Source organism: Agromyces sp. NPDC004153, from assembly GCF_053603635.1.
Genome location: NZ_JBSGFY010000001.1, coordinates 1,091,795 through 1,105,586, shown reverse-complemented (window position 1 = coordinate 1,105,586; position 13,792 = coordinate 1,091,795). Strand labels below are relative to the sequence as shown.

11 protein-coding genes and 1 tRNA gene are annotated in these 13,792 nt (G+C 72.8%); 5 read left to right on the top strand and 7 right to left on the bottom strand.

The features are described 5' to 3' along the window. Positions 1-5: 5 nt before the first annotated feature. The 3 genes from ACWEOH_RS05205 to ACWEOH_RS05195 form a co-directional block, all read right to left on the bottom strand. On the bottom strand, positions 6-1,259 hold the full coding sequence (locus ACWEOH_RS05205) for an RNA polymerase sigma factor (protein ID WP_452028842.1): 1,254 nt from the start codon (positions 1,257-1,259) through the stop codon (positions 6-8). Positions 1,260-1,327: 68 nt separating this feature from the next. Next, positions 1,328-2,197, bottom strand: a complete 870-nt coding sequence (locus ACWEOH_RS05200; protein ID WP_452028841.1) for a YciI family protein — start codon at positions 2,195-2,197, stop codon at positions 1,328-1,330. An 80-nt stretch (positions 2,198-2,277) separates the two neighbouring features. Then, complete coding sequence (locus ACWEOH_RS05195; protein WP_452028839.1) at positions 2,278-3,063, bottom strand: LysE/ArgO family amino acid transporter; 786 nt, start codon at positions 3,061-3,063, stop codon at positions 2,278-2,280. 71 nt (positions 3,064-3,134) lie between these two features. Here ACWEOH_RS05195 and ACWEOH_RS05190 point away from each other — a divergent pair, with 71 nt between their 5' ends. Both ACWEOH_RS05190 and ACWEOH_RS05185 read left to right on the top strand, forming a co-directional pair. Then, a complete protein-coding gene (locus ACWEOH_RS05190; RefSeq protein WP_452028837.1) occupies positions 3,135-4,028 on the top strand; it encodes a LysR family transcriptional regulator ArgP in 894 nt (297 codons plus the stop codon). Positions 4,029-4,122: 94 nt separating this feature from the next. Continuing rightward, on the top strand, positions 4,123-4,305 hold the full coding sequence (locus ACWEOH_RS05185) for a CsbD family protein (RefSeq protein ID WP_452028836.1): 183 nt from the start codon (positions 4,123-4,125) through the stop codon (positions 4,303-4,305). Between the two features lie 64 nt (positions 4,306-4,369). On the opposite strand, the gene ACWEOH_RS05180 is transcribed toward ACWEOH_RS05185, so the two are convergent. Next, positions 4,370-5,587, bottom strand: coding sequence for a pyridoxal phosphate-dependent aminotransferase (locus ACWEOH_RS05180; protein WP_452028834.1), 1,218 nt, complete (start codon positions 5,585-5,587; stop codon positions 4,370-4,372). Between the two features lie 100 nt (positions 5,588-5,687). Then, positions 5,688-7,958 carry an esterase-like activity of phytase family protein gene (locus ACWEOH_RS05175; protein ID WP_452028832.1) on the bottom strand — a complete coding sequence of 757 codons (2,271 nt, stop codon included), beginning with the start codon at positions 7,956-7,958 and terminating at the stop codon, positions 5,688-5,690. 130 nt (positions 7,959-8,088) lie between these two features. On the opposite strand from ACWEOH_RS05175, the gene ACWEOH_RS05170 reads away from it, so the two are divergent. Beyond that, positions 8,089-11,145 (top strand): hypothetical protein, encoded by a 3,057-nt coding sequence (locus ACWEOH_RS05170; protein ID WP_452031858.1) that lies wholly within the window; start codon positions 8,089-8,091, stop codon positions 11,143-11,145. On the opposite strand, the gene ACWEOH_RS05165 is transcribed toward ACWEOH_RS05170, so the two are convergent. Beyond that, on the bottom strand, positions 11,105-11,512 hold the full coding sequence (locus ACWEOH_RS05165; protein ID WP_452028830.1) for a DUF7144 family membrane protein: 408 nt from the start codon (positions 11,510-11,512) through the stop codon (positions 11,105-11,107). The two genes, ACWEOH_RS05170 and ACWEOH_RS05165, sit on opposite strands and share 41 nt — an antisense overlap. A gap of 130 nt (positions 11,513-11,642) precedes the next feature. After that, a complete protein-coding gene (locus tag ACWEOH_RS05160; protein WP_452028828.1) occupies positions 11,643-13,157 on the bottom strand; it encodes a deoxyguanosinetriphosphate triphosphohydrolase family protein in 1,515 nt (504 codons plus the stop codon). 244 nt (positions 13,158-13,401) lie between these two features. Between ACWEOH_RS05160 and ACWEOH_RS05155 the strand changes: the two genes are divergently transcribed. Further along, positions 13,402-13,474: transfer RNA gene (locus ACWEOH_RS05155), tRNA-Trp, on the top strand. A gap of 40 nt (positions 13,475-13,514) precedes the next feature. Beyond that, on the top strand, positions 13,515-13,790 hold the full coding sequence (gene secE / locus ACWEOH_RS05150; RefSeq protein WP_148732539.1) for a preprotein translocase subunit SecE: 276 nt from the start codon (positions 13,515-13,517) through the stop codon (positions 13,788-13,790). The last annotated feature ends 2 nt before the right edge of the window (positions 13,791-13,792 follow it).

Genomic DNA, 13,792 nt, shown 5'->3' with positions numbered 1-13,792 from the left:
ACCCGTCACACCCCGAGCTCGGCGAGCCGCCGCTCCAGGAAGCGCCGCTCGGGGGCGGTGCGGGCGAGCGCGATCGCCTCGCGATAGCGGGCGGCCGCGGCATCCGCGCGCCCGAGCCGGCGCAGCAGGTCGGCCTGGGCCGCCGGCAGCAGGTGGTAGCCGTCGAGCCGGCCGGATGCCTCGAGCAGCGCGAGGTCGTCGAGCCCCTGTTCGGGCCCGAAGGCCATGCCCCGGGCGATCGCCCGGTTGAGCACCACGAACGGCGAGTCGGCGAAGGTCGCCAGGGTGTCGTACCGGTCGACGATCGCCGCCCAGTCCGTCTCGTCGGCCGTACGTGCGCGGGCGTGCACGGCCTGGATCTCCGCCTGCAGGCGGTACGGCCCGGGCGGGTCGGCCGGGCCGCCGTTGCCCGCCGCCGCCTCGAGCAGCCCGAGCCCCTCGGCGAGCTCGGCCGCATCCCAGCTCGAGCGGTCCTGCTCGGGCAGCGGCACGAGCTCGCCGTCGGCGTCCACGCGCGCGGCCGACCTGGCGTGCTGCAGCAGCAGGAGCGCGAGGAGCGCCCGCGCCTCGTCGGCGTCGGGGAGCAGCGCGACCACCATGCGCGTGAGGCGGATCGCCTCGATCGAGAGGTCGAGGCGCTGCAGCTCGTCGCCGTGCGACGCGAGGTAGCCCTCGTTCGCCACGAGGTAGAGCACCGCGAGCACGCCGTCGAGTCGCTCGGGGAGCAGGTCGGCGGTGGGCACGCGGTAGGGGATGCCGGCGTGCCGGATCCGGCGCTTCGCACGAACGATGCGCTGGGCCATGGTGGCCTCCGGCACGTGGAACGCCCGGGCGATCTCGCCGGTGTCGAGACCGCCGACGGTGCGGAGCGTCAGCGCCACGCGGGCGTCCATCGACAGGGCGGGATGCGCGCACGTGAAGACGAGCCGCAGCCGGTCGTCCCACGCGGGCTCGTCGTCGGCGACGACGTCGGCGGGATCGCGCGGGCCGTCGGCCCGCCCCGAGAACTCCTCCATCGCCATCCACTCCCTGACCTTCTCGGCCTCGACGCCGCGGCGCCGCAACCGGTCGAGCGCGAGGTTGCGCGCGGCCGTGGTGAGCCAGGCGCCCGGGGTGCGCGGGACGCCGTCGCGCGCCCACGTGGTCGCCGCGCGTTCGAAGGCGCCCGACGCGGCCTCCTCGGCCACGTCCCAGTCGCCCGTCACCCGGATCAGGGTCGCGACGACGCGCGCCCACTCGCCGCGATACGCCTCGCGCAACGCGACCGCGACGTCGGGCGCGAGCGCGTCCCCGGCGCCCGCACCCGACTCGCTCTCGTCCGAACCGGTCAGAGCGACGCTCCTGCGAGGGCTTCGGCGGCCGCGGGTTCGAGGCGGCGACCGCGCTCCTCGGCCTCCCGCTCCGCGCGCGCGACCTGGTCGCCGTGCACGTCGAACGGCCACAGCGGCCGCAGCTCGATCGCGCCGCCGCGGGCCATCGGGTGCTTCGCGGCCACCCCGATCGCCTCGCCGAGATCCTGCACGTCGATGAGGTCGAACCCGGCGACCCACTCCTTCGACTCCGCGAATCCGCCGTCGGTGACGAGCACCTCGTCGTTGCGGCGGCGCACGAAGGTGGCATCCGACGGCGGCCGCAGCACCTCGCCGAACTGGCGGATGCCGCGTCCGTCCATCTCGTTCACCCAGGCCTCGGGGTCGTCGTCCGCCGCGTCGGTGTCGGCCGCGTCGGTGTCGGCCGCGTCGGTGTCGGCCGCGGCCTCGCTCCGCTCGCCGGTCGACTCCGCGACGACGAGCATGAGGTACCGCCGTCCGCGCGGCGCCCGCTCGGCGAATCCGTCGGGCACGATCCTGGCGCCGGGCTCGGCGTCGGGCCACTGCACGAACGGCCGGATCTCCACGCGCCCGAACGACGCCGCCGGATGCTTCGACGCGATTTCGATCGCCTCGTCGAGGTCGCGCACGTCGATGACGTCGAACCCGCCGATCGCCTCCTTCGCCTCGGTGAACGGCCCGTCGACGACGAGCACCTGGCCGTCGCGCACGCGGACGGTCGTCGCGTCGTGCTCGGGCCGCAGGCGTTCGCCGTACTCCGAGACGCCACGCGCCTCGATGTCGTCGACCCACTCGCCGACGTTGTCCTCGGCGGGGACGTACGGCAGGGCGTCGGGGCCCTCGGCGTAGAACAGTGCGTACTGCATGGCGGATTCCTCTCCCTCGGTCACGCTACGCAGGTACGACGAACGAGGGGAAGGCGGATCGACACTTCGATCCGAAACGATCAGTGCGGCAGCACGAGCGAGACGCCGAGCACGATCATGACGACCGCGATCACCGCGTCGAGCACCCGCCAGGCGCGCGGGCTGGCGAGCACGCGGCCGAGGAGCCTCGCGCCGTAGGCCAGGCCGAAGAACCAGGCGATGCTCGCGAGCCCGGCGCCGACCGCGAACGCCCAGCGACCGTCGCCGTGCGTGTTCGCGACCGAGCCGAGCAGGAACACCGTGTCGAGGTAGACGTGCGGGTTGAGCCACGTGAGCGCGAGGCAGGTCAGCACGGCCGCGAGCAGACCCGAGCGAGCGGTCGCCGTGCGGGTCAGGGTCGCCGTCGCGGTTGCCGTCGCCGTCGCGGTCCCGGATGCCGCGAGCCCACCGGATGCCGCGAGCCCACCGGATGCGGCGAGCCCACCGGATGCCTCCGGGCCGTCGGATGCCGCAGGTGTCCCGGCCCCGGCATCCGACCGCTCCGGGGCATCCGCACCGCTGCGTGCGTCGAGCGCCGCGCCGCTCGGACGGATCGCCCGTCGTGCCGCAAGCAGGCCGTACGCCACGAGGAACGCCGCGCCCGCCCACCGGATGAGGTCGACGAGCCACGGCACGGCCTGCATGACGGCACCCACGCCCGAGACGCCCACGATGATCAGCGCGAGGTCGGAGAGAGCGCAGATCGCGGCGACCGCGAGCACGTGCTCGCGCCGGATGCCCTGGCGCAGCACGAAGAGGTTCTGCGCGCCGATGGCGACGATGAGCGAGAGGCCGAGGCCGATTCCGGCGAGCAGGGAGGTGAACACGCTTCGAGGCTAGGCGCGCAGCGTTCAGCAATCCAGCTCATGATTCTTCATCAGCATTAGCATTGCTTCAGATGGAGATCCCGCTCGACCTCGCCCGCACCCTCGCCGCCGTCATCGACGAGGGCACGTTCGACGCGGCCGCGAAGCGCCTGCGGATCACGCCGTCGGCGGTCTCGCAGCGCGTGAAGAGCCTCGAGCAGCAGCTCGGTCGCGTGCTCGTGGTGCGGTCGAAGCCGGCGCGCCCCACCGAGGCCGGCGCGCCCATCGTGCGCCTCGCCCGCCAGCTCGCGTTGCTTGAGCACGACGCGCTCGCCGCGTTCGGCGACGACGCCGCGCCCGACAGACCCGTCTCGGTGCCGCTCGCCGTCAACGCCGACTCGCTCGCCACGTGGTTCCTCCCGGCGCTCGCTCGCGTGGTGCAGCGGCATCCGGTCGTCTTCGACCTGCACCGCGACGACCAGGACTTCACCGCCGGGCTGCTCGAGTCGGGCACCGTGATGGCCGCGGTCACCTCGCAGGCCGAGCCCGTCGCCGGCTGCGTCGTGCGTCCCCTCGGCATCATGCGCTACCGCGCGGTCGCCACTCCCGGCTACGTCGCGCTCTGGCTCCCCGACGGGCCGACGCGCGCGGCGATCGAGTCGGCGCCGCGCGTCGACTTCGACCGGCGCGACGACCTGCAGTCCGCGTGGCTCGAGGAGGTCGGCGCGGATGCCGCGCGCTCGCCCCGGCACTACGTCCCCGCGTCGAACGACTTCGCCGAGGCCATCAAGCTCGGCCTCGGCTGGGGGCTCCTGCCCGGGTTCCAATGCGACGACGAGCTCGACCGCGGAGCGCTGGTGTCACTGGGCGGTCCGCCGGTCGACGTGCCGCACCACTGGCAGCAGTGGAACCTGCGCTCGCGGCTGCTCGATGCGATCGCCGAGGAGGTCGTCGCGGAGTCCCGCCGCGCACTCGTCGTCGCGTAGCGAGTCGCGCGCCCGGACTCAAGCCCCTTGTCGGGCCGCCCCGTCCCGCGTTGAGTGGGATGCGGCGGCGATCCCGCCGGAAAGGAGTCCGATCATGGGTGTCGGAGACCGCATGGAGAACACGGCCGAGGACCTCGGCGGCAAGGCCAAGGAGGCCGCGGGCAAGGTCACGGACAACGAGCGCCTCGAGGCCGAGGGCAAGATGGACCAGGCCAAGGCGGACATGAAGAACGCCGTCGAGGACGTGAAGGACGCCTTCCGCGACGACGACCGCTAGGGGCATCGACGTCGACGGGCCGCCGGGTTCATCCCCGGCGGCCCGTCGTCGTGTCGGGACGTGGTCAGGCGAACAGCCGCTGCAGGCGCTGCACGCCCTCGAGGAGCGGCGCATCGCCGAGCGCGTAGCTGAAGCGCAGGAACCCGCTCGGCCCGAACGCCTCGCCCGGCACGGCCGCGACCTCGGCTTGCTCGAGCATGAGGTCGGCGAGCTCGAGCGACGTGGTCGGCGTGACGCCGCCCCACTCCCGGCCGAGCAGGCCCGTGACGTCGGGGTAGACGTAGAACGCGCCCTGCGGCACCGGCACGTGCACGCCGTCGATCTTCGAGAGCTCGGCCACGATCGTGCGACGGCGGCGGTCGAACGCGCGGCGCATCTCCTCGACAGGCTCCTGCGGGCCGGTGAGCGCGGCGATCGCGGCGCGCTGCGAGATGTTCGAGACGTTCGACGAGAGGTGCGACTGCAGGTTGGCGGCGCCCTTGATCACGTCGGAGGGGCCGACCATCCAGCCGAGGCGCCAGCCGGTCATCGCGTAGGTCTTCGCGACGCCGTTGACGAGGATCGTCTGGTTCGCGAGCTCGGGCACGGCCTCGACGACCGACACCGCGCGCGGCGGCACGCCGTCGGGGTCGTCGGCGTAGGTGAGGTTCTGGTAGATCTCGTCGGCCACGACCCAGATGCCGTGCTCGAGCGCCCACTGGCCGATCTCGCGGATCTGGTCGGCCGAGTAGACCGCGCCGGTCGGGTTCGACGGCGAGACGAGCAGCAGCACCTTCGTGCGGTCGGTGCGCGCGGCCTCGAGCTGGTCGACCGTGACGAGGTAGCCCTGGTCGGCGCCGGCGAACACGTCGACCTGGCGGCCGCCCGCGAGCTTGATCGCCTCGGGATACGTCGTCCAGTACGGCGTGGGGACGAGCACCTCGTCGCCGTCGTCGAGCAGCACCTGGAAGGCCTGGTACACGGCCTGCTTGCCGCCGTTCGTGACGACGACCTGGCCGGCGCCGACCTCGAGGCCCGAGTCGCGCAGCGTCTTCTGCGCGATCGCCTCCCGGAGGTCGGGCAGGCCGGCCGCGGGCGTGTAGCGGTGGTTGCGGGGATCGCGCACGGCGTCGAGCGCCGCCTCGACGATGTGCTCGGGCGTCGGGAAGTCGGGCTCGCCCGCGGCGTACGAGATGACCGGCCGGCCCTCGGCCTGGAGGGCCTTCGCCTTCGCATCGACCTTCAGCGTGGCGGACTCGGCGATGGCGGCGATGCGGGCGGAGAGTCGGGCGTGTTCGGTCACCCTCACAGCCTAGGGCGAGCGGATGCCGCGTGGCACGTGGGGTCGGCGACGGGCGGACGGATGCCGTGGCATCCGCCCGCCCGTCGGGACGAACGACCGATCAGCCCTCGGTGGGCCCGTCGATCGTCACGGCAACGTCGGGGTGGTCGCTGAAGACGCCGTCCATGCCCGCGTCGATGAACACCTGCAGCTCGCCGGCGAGGTCGCCGGGAGCGTTCGGGTCGCTCGACGAGCGGAACTCGGCCGGCAGGAACTGGTTCTCGAGGCGGAACGTCCAGCCGTGCACGTCGAGCCCGGCCGCGTGGGCGTCCGCGATGATCGGCTTCGGCGTGCCGAGCGTGCCCGCCGGCGTGCGCGGGATCATGACCGACTTCTCGAGGCCGACGCCGTCGGCGTACGTCGCGACCTCGGCGAGGCCGGCGGGCGTCACGAGGTCGGCGTAGGTGCGCGGATCGCCGGCGGCGGTGAAGTCGTACGGGCGACCCGACGAGCTCACGAGCTGGGCGAGGGTGACGTCGGTCATGGCGTCGAGCTCGCGCAGGTTGCCGACCTCGAAGCTCTGCACGATTACCGGCGCGGTCGCGCGATCGAGGTCGTTCGCCTGCAGCGCCGCGACGAGCGGCTCCTCGAGCGAGAGGCCGATCGAGTCGAAGTACGTCGGGTGCTTCGTCTCGGGGTAGACGCCGACCTGGCGGCCGTCGCAGCTGATCGAGTGGCGGGCGAGGTCCATGACCTCGTCGAGGGTCGGGATCAGGTAGAGCCCGTCGAACGCGGTGTTCGCGGGCCGGGTCAGCGGCAGCCGCTCCTTGGCGCGCAGCGTGCGGAGCTCGGCGAGCGTGAAGTCCTCGGTGAACCAGCCGGTGATGCTCGCGCCGTCGATGAGCTTGGTCGCCTTGCGACCGGCGAACTCCGGCCGTGCCGCGACATCCGTGGTACCGCTGATCTCGTTCTCGTGGCGGGCGACGAGCACGCCGTCCTTCGTCGAGACCACATCGGGCTCGATGTAGTCGGCGCACTGCACGATCGCGGTCTCGTACGAGGCGAGCGTGTGCTCAGGGCGGTACCCGCTCGCGCCGCGGTGGCCGACCAGGGTCACCGGCGACGGCTCGATCTTCAGCTTGTCGAGGTCGATGACGGCGAACTCGGTGTCGTCGGGCGTTCCCGGGATGCGCGCGTCGTTGCCGGGGTAGTTGTTGTCGTTGCCGATGAGCAGGTCGCCGTTCTTCAGCCGCACGACCGTCTCGAACGACTGCACGGGCAGGGAGAAGACCTCGCCCGTGCCGTAGCCGTCGCCCGCGCCGATGCCGTCGGGGTTGGCGATGCGGAGCCCGTCGAGCACGAGCGTCTTCTCGAGGTACCCCGCGGCATCCGTGCGACGCAGGTCGACCTCGTAGACGCGCTTCGTGACCGACTGCTCGCCCTCGAAGTCGTCGCGCTCGATGAGCAGGAGCACGTCGTTGCGAACGGTGAAGGCATCGCCGATGACGTTCGCCTCCTGGTCGGCCTGGTAGCTCCAGGTCCGACCGGTGTAGGCGCCCGCGCGAGTGTCGAACTCGTGGATCTCGCGGCGGCGCAGGTCGCGGTCGTCGGCGTACGAGCCCTCGATCACCGGGTAGAGGTAGCGCCCGTTCACGGATGCCGCGAGCGCCTCGAACCCGCGGCTGGCGCGCACGCGCGGCGTCTCGCCCGGCTGCAGGTACGGGTTCTGCGGGGACTTCGCACCCGTGAGGGAGTACGGCTTCTCGAGCAGCGTGCCGTTCGCGTCGAAGTGCAGCAGGAACGGCCCGAACTCCTCGCCGACCCAGAACGAGCCGTCCGCGGCGCGCACGACCGACTCGATGTCGAAGTCGGCGCCGGTGAGCAGGCGCTCGGGGGTGCCGTCGTTCACGATCGGGAAGTCGAGCACGTGGTTGCGGTCGTTGTACGAGACGAAGCGCTCGACGGCGATCTCGCCGGCACCGCCGGCGGCGGTCTGCCAGGCGGGACGCACGAGGTAGGTGCGCAGCAGGAAGTCGGCGGAGTTGCCCTTGCTGCCGAAGCCGTTGTCGGGCTGGGCCCAGAACGTGCCGTCGCCGTTGTCGATGGCGGCCGAGAACCCGGGGATGACCTGGCCCGGCCACGGGCCGACCCGGCCGTTGCCCGGCGAGGCGAGCGCACCCGACGCCGGCCCCGGCTCGAGGTGGTCGGCGCTCAGCGTCGCGCGCGCGACGAGCGTGGGCTCGTGCGCCTGCACGTACGGCGAGCTCGAGTGCTCGTCGCCCTGGCCGGGTGCGGCTATGGCGGGGGAGGGGATGATGACGGCGGCGAGGGCCGCGGCGGCGGACAGTGCGAGGAGGCGCGGCAGGGCGCGTCGTGTCGATGTTCGGCTCATGCGGCGAGCCAATCGACGCCGTCCGTCGTCGGGATGACGCGCAGGGGAAGGGGTCGCGGCCGCTGGGTGAACGCACAGGTGGCGCACAGAGTGGGACATCTGACCCACTTCTGCTACGCTGCGCCGCGTGATGACGCGCCCCCGACGAGCCCTGCGCGCCGGGGCCGCGATCCTGGTCCTGCTCGCCCTCGGGGCGGGGATCGCGTTCGTGCTGACCGACGCGCTCGGCATCCGATCCGAGCCGTCCGACATCCCCGCCGAGACGCTCGTGGCCGCGCCCGAGATCCCCGTCTCCGTGCCGCCGGCGTTCACGGCGGTGACGGCGCCCGACTCCCTCCGCATGGCGCTGGCGGTCGAGGAACTGCAGGCCGCGGTCGCCGATGCGGGCGCCACCGAGGGCACGGCGACGCTCGACGTGGTCGTCGAGGGGGGCGGCGCGGCAGCGGCATCCGATGCCGATGACACGTACCGGCTCGAGGGCGCGCCCGACGCGCTTCGGGTCGTCGCGGCCACCGAGGCCGGCGCCGCCCTCGGGGTCTACGACCTCGCCGCGGCGGTCCGCGACGGACGGCCTGTCGATGAGCGGCTCGGCGACGTCGTCGAGTCCGAGCTCGGGTTCCGCATGGTCGACCTCGGCGCCGTGGGCGTGACCGTCGACGAGGCGGAGTGGGCCGCCGGCGACGACTACTCGCACAACTCGAAGGCCTTCGCCGACGTCATCCTGCCCGAGGCGCCGTACATCGACGAGGCGGCGCTCGAGGTCGCTCGTGCCGACTTCGAGGCGTACGTGCGCCACGCGCTCGCCGAGGGCTACAACGCGATCGCCATCCCGGGGTTCATCGAGTACCTCACGTTCTCGGAGGTCGGCGACGGCGACGACGTGTACGGCGCCGACGACGACCACGTCGCCCGCGCACTGGCGATGCGCGAGGCCTTCGGGCCGATGTGGGAGTTCGCGCACGACGCGGGCCTGCGCGTCTACTTCCGCACCGACATGCTCACGCTCACGACGCCGCTCGAGGCGTATCTCACCGACCGCTTCGGCGGGCTCGCCACCGAGGACCCGGCCTTCTGGGACGTGTACGCGGCCGGCCTCGACGAGCTCTACGCCGAGCTGCCCTACGTCGACGGACTGCTCGTGCGCATCGGCGAGGCGGGCCGCGTCTACGACCTGCCGGGCTGGGACTACTACTCCGAGCTCGCCGTCACGACGGTCGACTCGGTGCGCGCGATGCTCACGGCGTTCACCGAGCAGGCCGAGCGGGTCGACCGCGAGGTGATCTTCCGCACGTGGAGCGTCGGCGTGGGCGCGGTGGGCGACATGCACACGAACGACCGCTCGTACCGGGCCGTGCTCGATGGCATCGACTCCGACCGCCTCATCGTGTCGACGAAGTACACGCTCGGCGACTTCTACAGCCATCTGCCGCTCAACCACACGCTCGAGGTCGGCGACCACCGCCGCATCGTCGAGTTCCAGAGCCGCCGCGAGTTCGAGAACTTCGGCGCGTTCCCGAACGACCTCGGCGTGCTCTATCAGGAGGCCCTGCAGCGCTTCATCGCAGCGAACCCGGGTCTCGAGGGCATCTGGACCTGGACGCAGGACGGCGGCCCGTGGCGCGCCGGGCCGCTCTCGCTCGAGCTGAAGGCCGGCTTCTGGCAGCTCTACGAGCTCAACACCGAGCTCGCCGTGCGCCTCGCGCGCGACCCCGGTGCCGACCCGGCGCAGCTCACCGCGGACTGGGCGCGACGCTGGTTCTCCGACGACCCCGCCACCGTGCGGGCCATCGGCGAGGCGATGGCGCAGTCGCGCGAGGCGATCACCGAGGGTCTCTACATCGGTCCGTTCGCCGACCGCCGCGTGTTCGCGATCGGCCTCGAGCCGCCGCCCATGATGTGGATCTTCGAGTGGGACATCGTCACGGGCGACAGCGCCGTGCTCGACGTCATCTACGACGTGAGCCGCGACCAGCTCGACGAGGCCATCGCGGGCGGCGACCGGGCGAGCGCGGCCGTCGAGCGCATGCGCGAGGCGGTGGCTGCGACGGATGCCGCGACCTGGCGCGATCCGGCGCTGCGCACGGCGTTCCTCGACACGCTCGACTACCAGGCGTCGACCTACGCGATGCTCGGCGACTACCGCGAGATGTTCCTGCGCCAGGCGCAGTGGCACGACACCGGCGAGCAGTCCGCGTACGAGCGGTGGGATGCCGCGCGGCATGCGTTCGAGGCATCCGCCGCCGCGCACGAGGCGGCCTACGCGGGAGACCCGTACTACCCGGCGTACAACCTCACCGCGGCGCAGCTCGGCGTGGACCGCGCCGAGCGCGACCTGCCCATGGCATGGGCCGCGCGCATCGCGCTCGTGCTCGCCGCGGCGTTCATCGCCTACGGCATCGCCGCGGGCGCCGCGGGCGCCGCGCGCGCCGGCTGGCCCGGGGCGAGGGCCGCACGCGCGCTCTGGGTCGCGGCGACCCGTCCGTGGCGCGCCGCCGAGGCGACCGACGGGCTCACGCGCGTCGATCGCGCGCTGGTGGTGGGCGTGCCCGCGCTCGCGCTCGTGGCGAGCCGCGGCATGCAGACCTGGTTCCTCGCACCGTCGCACCTCGTGGTGACGCTCGGCTCGTGGGCGGTCTTCGTGCTCGTGCTGCTGTTCGCGCTGCGGGGCCGGCGCGCGTGGCCCGTGCTCGCGGCCGTCGGCGGCGCGGCGATGCTGCGAGTGCTGCTCCTGCTCGTGGTGCTCGCGCCGACGGGTCCGGGCGGCTACTGGTTCCACTTCTGGACCGACCCGCTCGCCCGATCCGCCTACGTCGTGGTCGCCTTCGCGGCGTTCGGCTGGGTGCTCGTCGCGGGCGCCTGGGCGCTCGCCGGGCAGATCGGCGCCCGCCGGGCCACCGGCACCGTGGTCGCCGCCGTCGGCGCCGTGCTCGCCGTCGTCGGGGCGCTCATCGGCGCCATCGGACTCGAGGCCGCGCTCACGCTCTGGAACGACGAGATGGCGCTGCTGCCGTGGGGCCTCTCCCGCATCCTCGGCATCAGCGTCTACCTCGACATCCCCGCCGACACCGCATGGTGGGCCGCGGCGGCCGGCGGGGTGCTCGTCATGGTCGGCGCGCTCGTCGCGCTGCCGCGCAGGCGGACGGAGCTCAGTCGGTCCGAGCCGCCATCTCCCGTCCGTGCACGATGATCGCGTAGATCACGAGCACGTCGAGCGCCAGCACGATGATCGACAGCCACGGCTGCGTCGGCAGCAGGAACAGCTGGCTGACGGCACTGATGCCGACGAGGATCACGGCGACCACGCGCGCCCAGGTCGCGCCGCGGAAGAGCCCGGCCGCACCGATGATGAGCGCGATGCCGATGATGAGGTGCCACCAGCCCCAGCCCTGCACGTCGAGGAGCAGCAGGGCGCCCTCGGTCCGCACGAAGTAGGCGCTCCCGGGGGCGAAGATCGCGGCGAGCCCGTGCAGGGCGTCGAAGACGCCGGCGATGAGCATGACGATCGCGGCGAACCAGACCCAGCCGACCCACTTGGTCACGGTGTTGTCACTCATGGCGGAACACTCCCTCGAACTCGGACGAGGCACCGGGCGGGGGCGCTCGGCGCGGGGTGGTGCTGAGCGTGACGCTAGCGCTGCCGGCAGCGCGCGACAAGATCCGCGGGCGCCGTGTCGTGCACGGCGCTCAGAGGCTCTGGCCGATGTCCCACAGGCGGTCGGGTCGGCCGTCGATCGCCTCCGAGACCGCCAGCGCCTGGTCGTCCGACAGCGAGGCGACGTAGTCGACCACGCCGCGTGCCACCCCGAGGGTGTGCACCTCGGATGCCTCGGGCACCGGGATGCCCGCCGGCTGGGCCGCGCGCAGCCTGGCGTACCCCTCGGTCGCGAGGTCGACGAGCTCTCGGAGCCGCTCGGGCACGCGGTGCCGATCGAAGTCGTCGGTGACCCAGGCCGTGAGCCCGCGCACGGTGCGCGTGAGGGCGCGGCTGAGCCCGCGCTGGTACATGACGATGTCGGCGCGGTCGAGGATGAAGTGCCGGTGCACGAACTTCAGGACCTCGACCTCGTGCCACGCGCGCCGGTCGAGGGTCACGAGGCCCGAGCGTGCGACGCCGGGCGGCGCGGGGACGACCGAGGCCCGCAGGTGCCCGATCCAGCGGTTGGTGAACGACGACAGTGCGCGCTCTGAGGCGATCGAGCCGTCGAACGGCGTCGCGAGCAGGCCGTCGACGAGGTCGTCGGCCACGACGTCGACGGCGTCGGCGAACGCGTCGTCGTCGGCGATCCACGGGTCGCTGCGGCGCAGCTTGCGGCGCAGGCCCTCGAGCGCGGAGCCGGGGGGTGCGCCGCGGGGGGTGAGCCCCTCGTCGTCGAGCGCGCGCAGCTCGGTCGCGCCGGCGATCCACCCGCGGAACTCCCGCGCGACGGCGCCCTGGCTGAGCAGGCCCGCCCGGTAGAAGTCGTCGACGTCGTGGATCGAGTAGGCGATGTCGTCGGCGATGTCCATGATCGAGCACTCGAGCGACTGCTGCAGCGGCGGCATCCCTCGGCGTGCGGCGACGAGGTCGTCGGCGTCGAGGTCGTACGCCGAGAACTTCACCACCTCGACCCCGCCCGAGACGCGGCGGAGGCCGCGTGGCAGGGGTTCGTCGGACGAGCCGACGTCGACGAACCGCGTCCACGGGTACTTCGCCACGGCGGTGCGCACCGCGGCCGTGAGGTTCAGGCCCTGCGGCGCCGCCTCGCACACGTCGAGCGCGGTGAGGATGCGGTAGGTCTGCGCGTTGCCCTCGAAGCCGTCGGCGAGGCCGAGGCTCTCGCGCGCCAGCCGATCGAGCACGCGTTCGCCGAGGTGGCCGAACGGCGGATGCCCCAGGTCGTGCGCGCTCGCCGCGGCCTGCACCACGACGGCGTCGCAGCCGTGTTCGAGCACGAGGTCGCGGGCGGGCGACGACGGGTCGTTGAGCCCGACCGCGATCGACCGCGCGACCGCGGTGACCTTGATCGAGTGCGTCAGGCGGTTGTGGATGAGCGGGCCGGCGCCGGGCTGCGCGATCACCTGCGTCACCGCCGACAGGCGCGAGAAGTACGGCGAGAAGCGGATGCGCTCGAGGTCGAGCCGGAACTCGGAGTGCTCGCCGATCACCTCGACGCTCGAGCGGGGCTCGGCGAACCGCCGGGCGGCGCGTGCGGACGGCATCAGTCGGCTCCCCTCTCGGCCGGCCGCCGGCGTCGTCGTGCGGCGCGGCCGATTCCCAATCTACGGCGGCGGGCGACGCCGCGGGGGCCGCGAGCGGCACGGCGATGCGGGCGCGGTTTGGCGGCGCGGCATCCGTCGCCTAAACTTGCTGAGGTTGCGGTTCTCACCCAAGCTTTCCCCTGCCCTCTTTCGGGCAGGAGGAGCAGGCGGGAGCGCGACACCCGCGGAGGCCGAGGGCCTCCGAAGGGCGGTGGCTCAATTGGTAGAGCAGCGGTCTCCAAAACCGCAGGTTGCAGGTTCGAGTCCTGTCCGCCCTGCGAGCCGGCAGTGATTGCCGGCCCACGAAAGGTGTACGAGGTGGCACGGAAGATCATCGACGAGCCCAGCGAGGATGTCGTCGCCAACGCGAAGCGCGAACGCGCGGCGCGGCGCAACCCCTTCGCGCGGATCGCGCTGTTCATCCGGCAGGTCTTCGGCGAACTGCGCAAGGTCGTCACGCCCACGCGTCGGGAGCTGTTCAGCTTCACCGCCGTCGTGCTCGTGTTCGTCATCATCATGATGGCGCTCGTGTGGGGCCTCGACCAGGTCTTCGGCTGGCTCGTCCTCTGGGTCTTCGGTACTCCCGCGGCCTAGCG